This is a genomic window from Rhizobium sp. Rhizsp82, from assembly GCF_047325115.1.
Lineage (GTDB): Bacteria > Pseudomonadota > Alphaproteobacteria > Rhizobiales > Rhizobiaceae > Rhizobium.
Window position 1 is genome coordinate 3,505,435 of sequence record NZ_CP168570.1, and the last position, 14,826, is coordinate 3,520,260.

The 14,826-nt window shown below is 62.1% G+C and carries 15 protein-coding genes; 3 read left to right on the forward strand and 12 right to left on the reverse strand.

The genetic code is table 11. The features are described 5' to 3' along the window. Positions 1-2 precede the first annotated feature (2 nt). The gene (locus ACEN84_RS22475; protein WP_413709962.1) at positions 3-1,016 is read right to left on the reverse strand and encodes an alpha/beta hydrolase; all 1,014 of its coding nucleotides are present in this window, start codon (positions 1,014-1,016) and stop codon (positions 3-5) included. 162 nt (positions 1,017-1,178) lie between these two features. Between ACEN84_RS22475 and ACEN84_RS22480 the strand changes: the two genes are divergently transcribed. Beyond that, the gene (locus ACEN84_RS22480; protein ID WP_413709963.1) at positions 1,179-1,616 is read left to right on the forward strand and encodes a MarR family winged helix-turn-helix transcriptional regulator; all 438 of its coding nucleotides are present in this window, start codon (positions 1,179-1,181) and stop codon (positions 1,614-1,616) included. 58 nt (positions 1,617-1,674) lie between these two features. On the opposite strand, the gene der is transcribed toward ACEN84_RS22480, so the two are convergent. The 3 genes from der to ACEN84_RS22495 all read right to left on the reverse strand — a co-directional run bounded on the left by der (position 1,675) and on the right by ACEN84_RS22495 (position 4,489). Beyond that, complete coding sequence (gene der / locus ACEN84_RS22485; RefSeq protein ID WP_130277765.1) at positions 1,675-3,093, reverse strand: ribosome biogenesis GTPase Der; 1,419 nt, start codon at positions 3,091-3,093, stop codon at positions 1,675-1,677. Between the two features lie 15 nt (positions 3,094-3,108). Beyond that, positions 3,109-3,792, reverse strand: coding sequence for a tetratricopeptide repeat protein (locus ACEN84_RS22490; protein ID WP_112719427.1), 684 nt, complete (start codon positions 3,790-3,792; stop codon positions 3,109-3,111). Between the two features lie 100 nt (positions 3,793-3,892). Continuing rightward, entirely contained in the window at positions 3,893-4,489 is a 597-nt protein-coding gene (locus tag ACEN84_RS22495) for an NnrU family protein (protein WP_203428391.1), read from the reverse strand. Between the two features lie 124 nt (positions 4,490-4,613). On the opposite strand from ACEN84_RS22495, the gene ACEN84_RS22500 reads away from it, so the two are divergent. Further along, positions 4,614-5,609 carry a polysaccharide deacetylase gene (locus ACEN84_RS22500; RefSeq protein ID WP_413709964.1) on the forward strand — a complete coding sequence of 332 codons (996 nt, stop codon included), beginning with the start codon at positions 4,614-4,616 and terminating at the stop codon, positions 5,607-5,609. A gap of 75 nt (positions 5,610-5,684) precedes the next feature. On the opposite strand, the gene sbmA is transcribed toward ACEN84_RS22500, so the two are convergent. Then, a complete protein-coding gene (gene sbmA / locus ACEN84_RS22505; protein ID WP_413709965.1) occupies positions 5,685-6,950 on the reverse strand; it encodes a peptide antibiotic transporter SbmA in 1,266 nt (421 codons plus the stop codon). A gap of 122 nt (positions 6,951-7,072) precedes the next feature. Next, positions 7,073-8,254, reverse strand: a complete 1,182-nt coding sequence (locus tag ACEN84_RS22510) for a YbfB/YjiJ family MFS transporter (RefSeq protein WP_413709966.1) — start codon at positions 8,252-8,254, stop codon at positions 7,073-7,075. Positions 8,255-8,413: 159 nt separating this feature from the next. Between ACEN84_RS22510 and ACEN84_RS22515 the strand changes: the two genes are divergently transcribed. Further along, entirely contained in the window at positions 8,414-9,001 is a 588-nt protein-coding gene (locus ACEN84_RS22515; protein WP_199627304.1) for a PadR family transcriptional regulator, read from the forward strand. Positions 9,002-9,052: 51 nt separating this feature from the next. Here ACEN84_RS22515 and ACEN84_RS22520 read toward each other — a convergent pair whose 3' ends face one another. The 6 genes from ACEN84_RS22520 to ACEN84_RS22545 form a co-directional block, all read right to left on the reverse strand. Beyond that, entirely contained in the window at positions 9,053-10,258 is a 1,206-nt protein-coding gene (locus tag ACEN84_RS22520) for an acyltransferase family protein (protein WP_413709967.1), read from the reverse strand. Positions 10,259-10,422: 164 nt separating this feature from the next. Then, positions 10,423-11,181 (reverse strand): type I methionyl aminopeptidase, encoded by a 759-nt coding sequence (gene map, locus ACEN84_RS22525; protein WP_112719433.1) that lies wholly within the window; start codon positions 11,179-11,181, stop codon positions 10,423-10,425. A gap of 41 nt (positions 11,182-11,222) precedes the next feature. Continuing rightward, entirely contained in the window at positions 11,223-12,284 is a 1,062-nt protein-coding gene (locus tag ACEN84_RS22530; protein ID WP_112719522.1) for an LLM class flavin-dependent oxidoreductase, read from the reverse strand. A 199-nt stretch (positions 12,285-12,483) separates the two neighbouring features. Beyond that, a complete protein-coding gene (locus ACEN84_RS22535) occupies positions 12,484-12,951 on the reverse strand; it encodes an SRPBCC family protein (RefSeq protein WP_413709968.1) in 468 nt (155 codons plus the stop codon). Positions 12,952-13,055: 104 nt separating this feature from the next. Further along, on the reverse strand, positions 13,056-14,315 hold the full coding sequence (locus ACEN84_RS22540) for an RNA polymerase sigma factor (protein WP_413709969.1): 1,260 nt from the start codon (positions 14,313-14,315) through the stop codon (positions 13,056-13,058). After that, complete coding sequence (locus ACEN84_RS22545; RefSeq protein ID WP_413709970.1) at positions 14,312-14,686, reverse strand: YciI family protein; 375 nt, start codon at positions 14,684-14,686, stop codon at positions 14,312-14,314. Before ACEN84_RS22545 ends, ACEN84_RS22540 begins: the two co-directional genes overlap by 4 nt. Between the last annotated feature and the right edge of the window lie 140 nt (positions 14,687-14,826).

The window sequence follows — 14,826 nt, forward strand, 5'->3', positions numbered from 1 at the left end:
GCTTACTGGTGCAGCGCTGCCCGCAGCGTATCGCTGGCAAGCTTGATCGCACCGCGCACGGCGGGTGTTTCGCTGATGGCGTTCAGCAGTACGAAGTCATGGATGGTGCCGTTGAAGCGGACCGACGTGACCCTGACGCCTGCCTGGCTGAGTTTGCGGCCATAGGCCTCGCCCTCGTCGCGCAGCACGTCGTTCTCATCGGTGATGATCAGTGCCGGCGGCAGGCCGTTCAGCTGATCGAGCGAAGCCTCTAGCGGCGAAGCGGTCGGTTCCTTGCGCTTGGCTTCATCAGGCAGATAAGCGTTCCAGAACCACTTCATCGCATCCTTGGTGAGCCACGGACCGTTGGCGAACTGATTGTAGGAGCCGGTCTCGAAATTCGCGTCGGTGACCGGGTAGAACATCACCTGCTGATCGATGGCGGGACCACCGCGTTCCTTGGCCATCAGCGTCACCGCAGCCGTCATGTTGCCGCCAACGCTGTCACCTGCGACTGCCAGGCGGCTGGCATCAACCTTGAACTGCTTGGCATGCTCGGCGACATATTTGGTCGCCGCATAGGCCTGTTCGATGGCGATGGGATAGCGGGCCTCGGGCGACCGCTCGTAATCGACGAAAACAACAGCGGCATCGGCGCCATTGGCGATCTCGCGGACCAGCCGGTCATGCGTATCGGCGTCGCCGAGCACCCAGCCGCCGCCGTGGAAATACATCACGACAGGCAGCGTGCCCTTGGCATGGACAGGACGCACGATACGCAGCTTGATCTCGCCGGTCGGACCAGCCTTGATCGTCAGGTTCTCTTCCTGCGCCGCGAGCTTCTTGACGTCACCCTTCTGGGCGCCGGCCAGCACGTTGCGGGCATCGGCGGGCGAGAGCGTATAGATCGGCTTGGAGCCCGCCAGCGCATCGATGAGCTTCTGGGTCGTCGGTTCCAGAACCGGGTCGGCAGCGGCGCCGAGCGTCGTGGCTGCCAGGATGGTTGCTGCGGAAAGTGCGGTCTTGATGGTCGACATCGTCTTGTCCTCTTCGGTTGTGGTTCGTCGTGAACACGGTTTTTTATATCGCGCACGATTATTTATCTCGCAATTCGATTTAACGCATAACCGCCATGCGAAATAAGCGCTTGCGATTAGTTATCGCGCGATATAAATTCATCCGGTTCTGGAGATGCCCACATGAGTGACGACCTGAAACTCGAAAATTTCATCTGCTTTGCCATGTACACGGCAAACCACGCGATGAACCGCGTCTATAAGCCCCTGCTCGACGAGCTCGGCCTCACCTACCCGCAATATCTGGTCATGGTGGCGCTATGGGAAGAAGACCGCCAGACCGTCGGCGGCATCGGCGACAAGCTGTTTCTGGAATCGAGCACGCTGACACCGCTGCTGAAGCGCCTGGAAGCCGCCGGCCTCATCCGCCGCGAGCGCAGCAAGGAAGACGAACGCGTCGTCGTCATCAGGCTCAGCGATGAGGGCAAGGCCTTGAAAACCAAGGCGGCAACGGTGCCGAACTGCATCGTCGATGCGACCGGCAGCGAATTCGATCGGCTGAAACGGCTACGGGCCGAGATCATTGCGCTCAGGGATGCACTGAACAAGAGTGCGGCCTGACGGCGAGCGAAGCCGCAGCCCGGTGAAAGGCTGCGTGCTGCAATTCTGACGGCGGCCCCTAAGTCCGCCGCTTCTTCCCCTCGAAGGGGTTTTCCTTCTCGCGGTAGTGGATGCGGATCGGAACGCTCGGCATGTCGAAGTCGACGCGCAGGCTGTTTATCAGGTAGCGCGTGTAGGATTCCGGCAGCGCATCAGAGCGCGTGCAGGAGATCATGAAGGCCGGCGGGCGGGCCTTGACCTGCGTCATATACTTGAGCTTCAGGCGGCGGCCGGAGACGGCGGGCGGCGGATGCTGGACCTGCTGCTGCTCGAGCCAGCGATTGAGCTTGGCGGTCGAGATGCGCTTGTTCCACACCTTGTCGGTGTCGATGATCGACTGCATCAGCTTGTCGAGGCCGCGGCCGGTCTGGCCGGAAATCGGCACGGCGCGGATGCCGCGGGCCTGCGGCAGCAGCCGGTCGGTCTTTTCGCGGAGATCGGCAAGCACGGCCTGCTGATCCTCGATCATGTCCCACTTGTTGAAGGCGAGCACGGCGGCGCGTCCCTCGCGCAGCACCAGATCGACGATGTGCAGGTCCTGTTTCTCGAACGGGATCGTCGCATCGAAGACGATGACCACGAGTTCGGCAAAGCGGATGGCGCGCAGCGTATCGGCAACCGAAAGCTTCTCCAGCTTCTCGATGACCTTCGCCTTACGGCGCATGCCCGCCGTATCGAACATCTTGATGGTGCGGCCGCGCCAGTCCCACTCGACCGAGATGGAATCGCGGGTGATGCCCGCTTCCGGCCCGGTCAGAAGACGGTCCTCGCCGAGGAAGCGGTTGATCAGCGTCGACTTGCCAGCATTCGGACGGCCGACGATCGCCACGCGCAGCGGCTTGGTATCGTCATATTCCGGCTCGTAATCTTCGTCTTCTTCCAGCTCGTGGCGGATGTCGACATTGGTTTCGGCCACGTCTTCCTTCGGCGGATAGGCGCGGTCCTTGCCGATCGCTTCGACGATTGCGTCGCGCAGATCGAGCATGCCCTGCCCGTGTTCGGCCGAGATCGGCGTCGGTTCGCCGAGGCCGAGCGTGAAGGCATCATAGAAGCCGCCGTCGGAACCGCGCGCTTCGGACTTGTTGGCGACGAGTACGACCGGCTTGCCGCGACGGCGCAGCATCTCCGCCAGGTCCTTGTCGACGGGCGTCAGGCCGGTCTTGGCATCGACGACGAAGAGCGAAAGATCCGCCTCGTCGATGGCCGCTTCCGTCTGCGCGCGCATGCGGCCCTGCAGGCTCTCCTCGTCGGCCTCTTCGAGACCGGCGGTATCGATGATCGTGAAATTCAGGCCCATCAGCCGCGCGTCGCCGGGACGGCGGTCGCGGGTAACGCCTGGCGTGTCATCGACAAGCGCCAGCTTCTTCCCAACCAGGCGGTTGAAAAGCGTCGACTTGCCGACATTCGGGCGACCGACGATGGCGACCGTAAAGCTCATCAGGTTTCCTTAAACTCAGCCCTGTGCGGCAGGCGCCTTGCCAGACGCAGTGATGTTATCAAGCATCATCTGCGCGCGGTTGGCAACATTGCGCGGGCTCGCGGCATCTTCGGTGATCTGGGTGAACCAGGTGCGGGCCTGCGCCATGTTGCCGGCCTTGTAGGCGGCAATGCCGAGCGCTTCGCGGGCCGAGTGGCGGAAGGCGTTGGCGGGGATCGCCATTTCTTCCAGCTCGGCAACGACCTGGTCATAGGTGCCGGTATCGATCAGCATCCAGCCGGCGCGCAGCTTGGCAGCATTGCGGACGGCTTCCGGAACCGACTGGTCCTTGCCGATCGTCTGGAAAGCGGCAACGGCACCGGCATTGTCGCCCTTGGCGGCGAGCACGGTGGCTGCGCGCATGCGGGCGAGAACCGGATAGGCGCCGTGGCCTTCCTTCTCCAGCTTGTCGAGAGCGGCGAGCGCCTCGTCATTCTTGTTCTCGTCGGCGAGCTTCATCGCCGCCAGGAACTGGTCGCCGGTGCTGGAAGACGCATTGTCATCCCAGTACTGGTAGACCTTGTAGCCGACGGTGCCGAGAACGATCAGGACGGCGAGCGCGATCAGGTAGCGGCCAAAGCGGCGCCATGCGCCCTTCATCTGGTCGGAACGCAGTTCCTCATTGACTTCACGAATGAAGCTGTCGTCGTTGAATGCCATTCTCGTCTCCGGCAGGGAAAGCCCAATTCATGCGTTTTCGCATATTGTTGGGCCTTCTACTCCATTTTGCGGCCGATGTAAGGGGGATATCTGAGATTCCTCAGGAAGCGAGCATCGGCAGCGGCGCGACGCCGATCAGCCATTCATGCACGCGCCAGATCATCAGTGCCCAGACGATGACGCCGATGACGACGGCATAGAGGTCGTATTTCGCCGAAACGAAGACCGGCAGCGTGATCTCGCCGCGGCGCAGGCGCCGCTTCAGCGAGATGCGCAGGATGACGCCCCAGGCGAGGAAAGCGGCAAACAGCAGCACCGAATAGGCCTCGCCATTCGAGAAGAGATGCGCCAGAGCCCAGATCTTCACCGAAAGCACCACCGGGTGCTTGGCCTTCGATCGGATATGGCCGGCCGGCAGGAAGCCGGCGACGAAACAGATGACGGCGATCAGCATCAGCGTCACCGTCAGATGCGCCATGCCGGCAGGCGGATTGTAGAGCATGCCGATCGGCTCGCTGCGGGCGGCGGCGAAGGCATAGGCAACGAAGACGAGCGTCAGGATGCTGGCGACCGAATGGAAGGCGATCCAGACCGGCTTGCCGAACTTGTCGATCATCGCCAACCGGAACCCCGGCACCACGACGCGGATAAGATGAAGGCCGAGAAAGAGAACAAGACTTAAGGCAAGCAAAGCCATGATGATATTCCTGATCGATAACTAACAATGTTCGATACCGGCTGGGCGGGAAAAATGCCAGCGAGACCGCAGCTTCGCCGCAATTCTGTAACAGGAAAGCCGCAAACAAATTGTCGCGGTGCCCATGTTTCGTTCCATTTCCTCTGCCTGTCTCGCCCTTTCCGTTGCCCTGCCCGCTGCCGCCTCGGCGGCCGATCAGCCGAAGCAGCTCGTCATCATTTCCTTCGACGGCGCCCACGACAACGCGCTCTGGCAGAAGAGCCGCGAAATGGCAGCCCGCAACGGCGCGCATTTCACCTATTTCCTCTCCTGCACTTTCCTGATGAATCAGGATGCGAAGAAAGCCTATCAAGCGCCTCATCAGAAACGCGGAAAGTCCAATGTCGGCTTTGCCCAGAGCGACGACGAGATCCGCGAGCGCCTCGGCAATATCTGGCACGCGCATCTCGAGGGCCACGATATCTCGAGCCATGCCTGCGGCCATTTCGACGGCCGGCAGTGGAGTACGGCCGACTGGTCTGAAGAATATGCGACCTTCAAGGCGACGCTGAAGAACGCCTGGAAAGGCGTCGGCCTCGCCGAGCCCGATGGCTGGCAGGATCTCGTCGAGCACGGCATCAAGGGTTTTCGCGCCCCCTACCTTTCGGCGAGCGAAGGCAGCGACATGATCGCCGCGGAGAAAAAGGCCGGCTTCACCTATGACGCCAGCCTCGTCACCAAGGGACCGGCCATGCCCGTCGTCGAAGACGGCGTCATCCGCTTCGGCCTGCCGCTGATCCCCGAGGGCCCCAAGGACCGGCCGATCATCGGCATGGACTACAATCTGTTCGTGCGCCACTCCAAGGGCGAGGAAGACGCAGCAGACAGCAAGACCTTCGAGGAACGCTCCTACGCCGCCTTCAAGGAAGCCTTCGACAAGCAATATGCGGGCGACCGCATCCCCCTCCAGCTCGGCTTTCACTTCGTCGAAATGAACGGCGGCGCCTACTGGCGGGCCCTCGACCGGCTGGTCAGCGACGTCTGCCATCGGGCGGACGTGGCCTGCGTCAGCTATTCGGAAGCGATCCCGACGATCGAGGCGCGGGGCAAGCTGAAGGCGCAGGATAATTCGGCGCTCTAAGCTTCCAGATCACCTTTCACAAAAAAGCGCCGCTGCGGTTCCCACAGCGGCGCTTTTGATTCTGATGACCCGGCGTCAGCCGTCCTGATGGACGACCCCGCCCTCGCGATCGAGATAGCGTTGATCGATATCAGGCAACGGCTCGTCGTCGATCGCCGCTTCGAAGGCTTTCAGGCGCTTGTGGATCGACAGCAGCTCGATGATCGTCGTCCAGGAATTGACGAGATACTGGAACGAGTTGCTGACCTGGCCGAAGGCAGTCGAGATCTGCTGGAAGATACCGTAGGTGATCGCACCGGCAACGATCGTCGGCACCAGCATGAAGGTCACGAAAAGCGCGTCCGCCTGGATGTAGAAATAGCGCGCCACGTTGAAATAGAGGTAGTGGAAATAGAGGCGGAAATAATTGCGGCGGACATTGGAGAAAAGCTCGCGCACCGTCGGCGGCTGAGCGCGGTCGGCATGGTCCTCGCCATAAACGAGTTCCTTTCGGTAGGCAGCCTCGACACGCTGGTTCTTGAAGTTCAGACCCGGCAGCTTGATGCCGACGATCGCAAGCAGCAGCGTACCGAAGATAGACCAGAAGAGCGCCAGCCAGAACAGCGAATTGGCGACCGGGCCGACAATCGGCAGCGCGGTGACATAATGCGAGAGCGCCAGCAGGATCGGCAGGAACACGACGAGCGTCATCACCGAATTGATAAGGCTGATGCCGAGGCCTTCGAGAGTGCTGGAGAAGCGCATCGTGTCTTCTTGCACACGCTGCGAGGCACCTTCGATATGGCGCAGCTTTTCCCACTTCGACATGTAAAAATTGTTCATCGCCGTGCGCCAGCGGAAGATGTAGTGGCTGGTGAAGAAGTCGGTCATGATCGACACGAACATGCTGAGGAAGGCAATCTGCACGAAGATCAGCATCAGGTCGTAGAAATTCTCGACGGTAATGCCGGGCTGCTTCGAAAGCGCGTTCTGCAGCAGGTCGCCGAACGGACGGCGCCAATTGTTGATGACGACGGTGATCTGGACGCCGAAATAGGTAACGAAAATGATCAGCGCCGAGCCCCAGACCGACCACAGCTTCCACGGATGATCCCAGGCCTTGATGTGCCAGAAGCCGCAGAAGATGATCGTGGTCAGGAAGAAGTAGCCGTAGAACCACAAATTCTCAGGCAACAGGAAGAAGGACAGATCGATCGGCTGCTGTTCTTCGGCGACCGGCGCAAAGCCCATATGGACACCGAGATCTGCGGCAAACAGATACCAGACCGCGATGGCGATGAGCGTCCAAATGACAATCGAAGGGAAAAACAGCTTCGGCTGCGGAAAGAAGGAATGAAACACGGGGAGGCGCTTTCCTGAACTGGAATCTCGGGAGCATCAGCAAACACTGATTGTGCGGGAAATTAAGGCAGTTCGAAGAAGGCAGCAATGGCCGGGGGCCATTCTTACGTATTTGTAACGGCTTATCCCAGTTTCTTGATGACCGGCAGCACGAGGAGCGCGCAGACGCCGAGGGCGGCGGCGGCGATATAGGTGGGCAGCGTGAAGCTTCCTGTCCCCTCAGCCACCCAGCCTGCCACCAGCGGCCCGACGATCTGGCCGAGACCGAAAGCCGCCGTCATCAGCGCCATGACGCGCCTGGGGCTTTCCGGCGAAAGCTTGCGGCCGATCTGCAGGCCGTAGGCAGTGATCGCCAGGAAGGTGGCGCCGAACAACGCCCCGCCTGTCAGCGGCGCCAGCGAATGCGGCAGCGTGACGGTCGCGAGCACACCGGCCACCTCGATGATGACAGCAGCGACGTAGACGCCGCCGAGCCCGAGAATGCGCACGAACGGCTTCCACGCAAAGAGCGCCACGGCGGCGGTGACGCCGGCGATGAACCAGCAGAGAAATTCGACGAAGGCGCCCGCCGCATCCATGCGGGCGATCGCCACGAGGAAGGTGGCGGTGATGACATAGCCGAAGCCGAAAATGCCGTAGGAGAGCGTCACGAGCAGCATCGGCGGCGTCCAGGCGATGGCCGGTTCCGGCCCCTTGCGCGCCGCCGCTGCGGGTCCCGCCGGCAGCAATGCCCAGGCCGCGGCAAGGCCGAGTGCGGAGAACAGCGCCCCACCGATCCAGTCCGCCCGCCATCCGCCCGTATCGGGAAAGGCGACACCGATCAGCAGCACCATCAGCGACGACAGCGCGATACCTGCGCCCGGTCCACCGAAATGCGCCGACTGGACATGGTCGTTTCCGGCCGCCGCCCCGTGGCTGAGCACGATCGACGAGGTGAAGACCATCGAAAAGGCACTTGCGAGCCCAGCAAGGAAGCGGATGACCGCAAAGACGGGAACGGATGTCGTCATCGCCATCGCCGCGAGAAGCAGCGCGTTTGCCGCCAGCGCAGCGAGAGCCACCGCCCTCTCCCGCCCGGCCGCCCAGCCATAGGCAGCCAGCACGGCGCCTGCGAGATAGCCGACGAAATTCGCCGAGGCGATGAACCCGGCATCGGAGGCCGAGAGCGGAACGCCGCTCATCATGCCCGGCAGGATCGGTGTGTAGGAGAAGCGCCCGAAGCCCATGGCAGCGGCCATGGCGATCATCCCGGCAAGGGCCGTGCGGACCAGACTGACTGGCTCATTCTCATTGCGTGCCAACATGATGCGCTTATCGCCCGCCCCCTGCTGCACCGCAAACAAGAAATTCTGATCGATCGGTTCAATTCCGGAAACTCTTGGGCTCCTCTTGAAACGTAATATCTTACGATATATGTTTTAAGACATAGCATTCGATATGACTAACGATGAAAGGAAGAAGCTATGAGAGGCTTTAGAGGCGGTGGCGGCGGCATGTTCGGCGACGCGATCCGCATGGGAATGGGCCGGAAGTTTTCGGCGGGCGATCTGCAGATCGTGCTTCTGGCACTGCTGAACGAACAACCACGCCACGGCTACGAACTGATCAAGGTTCTGGAAGAGCGCTCCGGCGGCTTCTACGTGCCGAGCCCGGGCGTCATCTATCCGGCGCTCACCTATCTCGAAGAAACCGGCCTGGCCGAAGTCGAGGCCGAGGGCACCAAGAAGCTCTACAAGATCACCGAAAGCGGCAAGCGCAAGGTTGAGGAGAACCGCGCCATGATCGACGGAATTTTCAGCAAGCTCGAGCGCGTCGGCGAGAAGATGGCCTTCGTCAACCGCATGTTCGATCCCGAACAGCACGGCCGCCGCCGTGAAGAGGAAGACGAGGAATTCATGCGCGACGACCGCGACGTGCGCGCCGCCCGCCAGCTGCTGCGCTCGGCGCTGCGCATGCGCCATCCCTGGTCGGCTGAGGAAGCCGCCCGTATCTCCGGCATCCTGGAGCGCGCCGCGATGGAAATCCTCCAGGGCGGCAAGCCCCAGATCTGACCCTCCGAAACGTCGGAGAGAGCGGCCGCCGCGTATCACGTGGCGGCCTTCTTATTGCAGCGGCAGCGCATTCTGAGCGACCGGCACACCCACCTGCGCCACATCGCGCGGCAGCGCGTGCTGCGCCTGCTCCGATACCCAATAGCCTGCCGCGCCGATGAAGGTCATGATCGCAAACAGCGGCACGGCCACCGCCGATTTCCGGAAGCGCCCGAAGCGGATGGGCTTTTCGATGATCATATAGGTCAGCGCCGCCAACACCAGGCTCGCCGCCAGCAATGCGAAACGCACCTCCTTCGCCGGCGTGTCGTGGCCGATGATGTAGCCGAAGGAGAGAAGCGGCCAGTGCCAGAGATAGAGCGGATAGCTGATCAGCCCGATCGCAACGGCAATCCGGTTGCTGAAGATCAGGGTCTTGAATGCCGCCGTCCGCCCGGCAGCGATGACCAGCACCGCGCCGAGAACGGGCGCCGCCGCGATGATACCCGGAAAGGCTTGCTTTTCCCGGATGAGCGCAAAGCTCAGCACCAGCAGCACGATACCGGCGATTGCCGCAAGGTTCGCCGCCGGCCGCGACAGCCCGCCGTAGGAGCGCTCCAGCTCGGCGAGCGCAGCACCGGCCAGCAGCTCCCAGAAGCGCGTCACCGGCAGATAAAAAGCCGTCGTCCGGTCGATATAGACGATGACGAGATTGAAGATCATCGACACCAGCGCCACCGCCGCGATCGTCTTGATGACGCTCATGCCGCGCCGCCAGGCAATCCAGGCGGCGAGCGGCCAGACGATGTAGAATTGCTCCTCGACGCCGAGCGACCAGAGATGCAGAAGCGGATTGGAAATGCCGCCATCCTTGGTGCTTCCGACCTCGAACCAGAAGAGCAGATTGGCAACGAAGCCCGCACCACCGGCAACATGCTCGCCGAGCTCCCTGTTATCGGCGGCCGAGAGCGCCACGGCGCCGACCGCCAGACAGAAGAGCAGCACCAGGATCAGCGCCGGAAAGATGCGGCGGATGCGGCGGCTGTAGAAATCGAAGATCGAGAACTTGTTGTCATACAGCTGCTGCAGGATATGGCCGCTGATCAGATAGCCGGAGATGACGAAGAAGATATCGACGCCGACGAGCCCGCCAGGCAGCCAGGTCGGAAAGGCATGGAAGATCACCACGGAGAGAACAGCAACCGCCCGCAATCCATCGATATCCGGCCGGTAATTGTGCTGCATCGCCTTGGCACTTCCGCGATCCCTCTCGATCATTCCGCCGACCTCCATGAAGACCGGCGGACAAGAGAATGGAGCCGGATACCAAGCGGTAGCCCGGAATTGCTGCGCCCGCTAACTGGCCATAGGCGGTAGGCCGCCGGATATTCGGACGAAAGGACGGGTAGAGGCGGAGCCCGGCCGCCGAAAGGATGAAGCTCTTAAGCCGCCAGATCCGGCAGCGTCAGGATCAGCGGCCCGTTGCGGGTGGCAACGACGGTATGTTCGTATTGCACGGTCGGCGCCTGCGGATCGGCATAGAGCGTCCAGGCATCGTCGCCGCCTTCGGCCCAGGTGGCGCCGAGCGACAGGAAGGGTTCGACGGTGAAGACCAGGCCTTCGGTCATGATCCGCTTTTCGGAAGGATCCGGCCAGGTCGAGAGCTCGCCTGGTTCCTCATGCAGCGAACGGCCAACGCCGTGGCTCGCCAGATTGGCAACCAGCGTATAGCGGTTCTTCGCCGCAAAGGCGCCGACGGCATTGCCGATCTTGGCGAGCGGCTCGCCCGCCTTGATCTGGTTGAGACCGACGAACAGCGCCCGCTTCCCATCGCGGCAGAGCCGCTCGATCTTCGGCTTGACGGGCGGCACGGTGAAGGAGGCGCCGGTATCGGCAAAGAAGCCGTTCTTCTCGGCGGAGACATCGATATTGACGAGATCGCCGGGGCGGATCACTCGCGGGCCGGGAATGCCGTGGGCGATTTCCTCGTTGACGCTGATGCAGGTCGCGCCGGGAAACTGGTAGCAGAATTCCGGCGCCGAACGCGCACCGGCATCCTCAAGCACCTTGCGGCCGATCTGATCGAGCTCGAGTGTAGTGATCCCCGGCTCCAGCGCTGCAGACATCACCTGGATCGCGTTGGCGCAGATCCGTCCGATTTCCTTCAGCTTTTCCAGTTCGTCGTCGTTCTCGATTACCATCGTTCATCCCGGCTGCCGCCAAGGCGGCTGGCCTTGCGGGTTCAGGCCGTGGCTTTCGCCCCTTCGCCCGCCCCAGTCAATGCCTTTCTGACAAGCGGCGCGACTTTCGTGCCGTAAAGCTCGATGCCGCGCATGATCTGATCGTGCGGCATCAGGCCGATCGCCATCTGCAGCAGGAAACGGTCGTTCCTGAAGACCTTGTGAGCCGCAACGATCTTCTCGGCCACGAGTTCCGGATCACCGAGGAAGAGATTGCCGGTCGGCCCGCGCGCCATGTCGAAATGCGCCCGGTTCGTCGGTCCCCAGCCGCGCTCGCGGCCGATGCGGTTCATCACTTCGGCCTGCGGCCCGTAGAACTGGTCGGCGGCCGCTTCCGTCGTATCGGCAATGAAGCCGTGGACGTTGATGCTGGTCTTCAGCTTCGAGGCATCCTGCCCTGCCCGGCGCGCTGCCTCGCGATAGAGCTCAAGGAGCGGCGCAAAGCGCGGATATTCCCCGCCGATAATCGCAAGCGCCACCGGCAAACCCATCGCACCGGCCCGCGCCACCGATTGCGGCGTGCCGCCGACGGCGATCCACAGCGGCAGCGGATCCTGCAGCGGGCGCGGATAGACGCCGCGGCCATTGATCGGCGCCCGAAGTTCGCCCTTCCAGTTGACCACTTCGCCCTCGCGCAGCGCCATCAGGAGATCGAGCTTCTCTTCGAAGAGCTGGTCGTAATCTTCGAGGTTGTAGCCGAACAGCGGGAAGGACTCGATGAAGGAGCCGCGCCCGGCCATGATCTCGGCACGGCCGTTCGAGATGAGATCGAGTGTCGCAAATTGCTGGAAGACGCGCACGGGATCATCGGACGACAGGACGGTGACCGCGCTCGTCAGCCGGATGTTCTTGGTCTTCACCGCCGCTGCGGCAAGCGCCATGGCCGGAACCGAGGCGGCATAGTCAGGGCGGTGATGCTCGCCAAGCCCGAAGACATCGAGGCCGACCTGATCGGCGAGCTCGATTTCCTCGATCAGATGCTTCAATCGCTCCGCCCCTTCCGCGCCCTTGCTGCGGCCCGGATTGGGATTGACGTCGGCAAAAGTATAAAGGCCCAGTTCCATCATCGGCATCCTATTGAACTTGCCTCTCAGATAAGGATCGGCAAGCCCCCGGGCAAACGGAAATTCTGGAACGGATCGTTCGATAAAGTTGATGGGTGGGTTAGGTGACGCGGGACGGCCAATCCGAATCCAAATTCAACGGCTTGCGGGCGCCGGCGGAATCGGAATCGAAGCCGCTTCAGCGCCCGCTTGGAGTGCGTCAGCCGCGCTTCAGGTACTCCTCAAGCTGTCCGACGACCGTGCCCCAGCCTTCGTGAAAACCCATCTTCTCGTGCGCTTCCTTGTCCTCGGCGCGCCAGTGCAGCGCCTTGGCGGTGTACTTGGTGCGGCCGTTGCCGAGATCTTCGAGCAGGATGACGCCGGTGAAGAAGGGCTTTTCCGAGGGCACCCAGGCGCTGGTATAGGCATCGGTGAAGACGATCTTCTCGTTTTCGACGAGCTCCAGATAGACGCCGGAATTCGGATATTTGTTGCCGTCAGGATCCTGCATGACGATGTAGCTGGAGCCGCCCGGGCGCGCGTCGAGCTTGGCTTCGGCGATGCTCCAGGGCTTCGGCACGAACCATTCCTTGATCGAATTCTCGTCGGTCCAGGCCTTGTAGATCTTCTCGCGCGGCACATCCATTTCGCGGACGAGAACCAGTTCATGTTGCGTCGTGGCGGTCATTTCGGCATTCCTCCTGTTGAAGCGAAACCTGTTTATCCTCAGGTTGTTACAAGGACGCCGCAGCATCCTCCGTTCCGACATCGCCTGATGATTTTTTCCGAAAATTATCTGACGGCGGGCATCGCCTGCTCGTTCTGCAGCTTGTCGAGCTGCAGACGGATATGGGCGGCTTCCGCGGCCGAATTGGCGAGCGCGATCGCCCGGTCAAAGGATTCGCGGGCGCGGCGCACCTCGCCCATCTGCTTCAGCAATCCGCCGCGCAGTCCATGGAAATAGAAATAGCCGTCGAGCTTTTCGGCAAGCGTATCGACCAGCGCCAAGGCCTCCTCCGGCCCCTTGAGCTTGGCGACGGCAACGGCGCGGTTGAGCGTGATGACGGGCGACGGCTGCACCCGCTCCAGCACCCGGTAGAGGATCTCGATCTCTTCCCAATCGGTATCCTCGGCGCGCTTGGCGCGGGAATGGATGGCGGCGATCGCCGCCTGCAGCTGATACGGTCCCGGCTGGCGGTGACGGATCGCCTTGTCGAGCAGGTTCAGCGCCTCGTTGATCAGTGCATGGTTCCAGCGGCCGCGGTCCTGATCCTCCAGAAGAACCAGCTCGCCATTGCCGTCGAAGCGCGCATCGCGCCGCGAAATCTGCAGCAGCATCAGCGCCAGCAGGCCCATGGTCTCCGGCTCGGCCGGAAAGATCCGCAGCATCAGCCGCCCGAGACGGATCGCCTCGTCGGCAAACGCGGCCGCATCGCGTTTCGGGTCGCCCTGCGAATAGCCCTCGTTGAAGACCAGATAGATCATCGTCGAGACGATGGTCAGCCGCTCCGCCCTCTCCTCCGGCCCCGGCGTTTCGAAGGGAACGCCGGCCTTGGCGACGCGCGCCTTGGCGCGGGTGATGCGCTGCTCCATGGCGCTTTCGCCGACGAGAAACGCCTTGGCGATCTGCTGTACCGAAAGACCCGAGACGATGCGCAGGGCGAGCGCGATCTGCTGCGTTGCCGGCAGATCCGGATGGCAGCAGATGAACAGCAGGCGCAGGATGTCGTCGCGGTAGTTGGATTCATCCAGCCGCTCGGCGATATCGCTCTCGGCATCCTCTCTATCGGAAATCAGTTCCTCGTCAGGCAGCGCCTGCGTCCTCTTCTGCTTGCGCACCGCGTCGATGCCGCTGTTGCGGCCGACGAAGATCAGCCATGCCGTCGGATCGCGTGGCGGGCCCTTGTCCGGCCAGGTGCGGATGGCGCGCAGGCAGGCCTCCTGAAAGGCCTCTTCCGCGATATCGAGATCGCGGAAATAGCGAAGCAGCGCACCCAGCGCCTTCGGCCGGGCCGAAGCCAGCGTCACGTCGATCCAGGCAATGTCTGTCATGTGGCTTTATCTCCCGGATGGAACACGTAGAAGGGCCGGATCTCGTAAGAGGTCGAACCCGGATTGACGGCCGACAGCTCCTTGGCGAAGGCAATCGCCTCGTCCAGCGTGTCGAAATCGATGCAGTAGAAGCCGAGCAGCGCTTCCTTGGTTTCGGCAAACGGGCCGTCGAGCACCAGCGGCTCTTCCTTGCCCTTGCGCAGCGTCGTCGCCGACGTCGTCGGCATCAGCCGCCCGGTCGGGCCGAGCTTGCCGGATCTGGCGAGCGGCTCCTGCACGGCGTAGAGCTTCGCCATGACGGCATCCTCCTCCTCCTTCGACCAGGAGAAGACGGTTTCTTCGTTGGCATAGCAAAGGATCGCATAAAGCATCTGTTACTCCTCTTCCTCAATGACGAAGGAGTAACTCGCCATCCGACAGGGCGCAGCAAAAAATTACGCTTCACAAATGAGCCGTGGGGCAAAATTAGCATTGGGGATTGTATCGGGCACTCAGGCTTTCGCCATCGAGT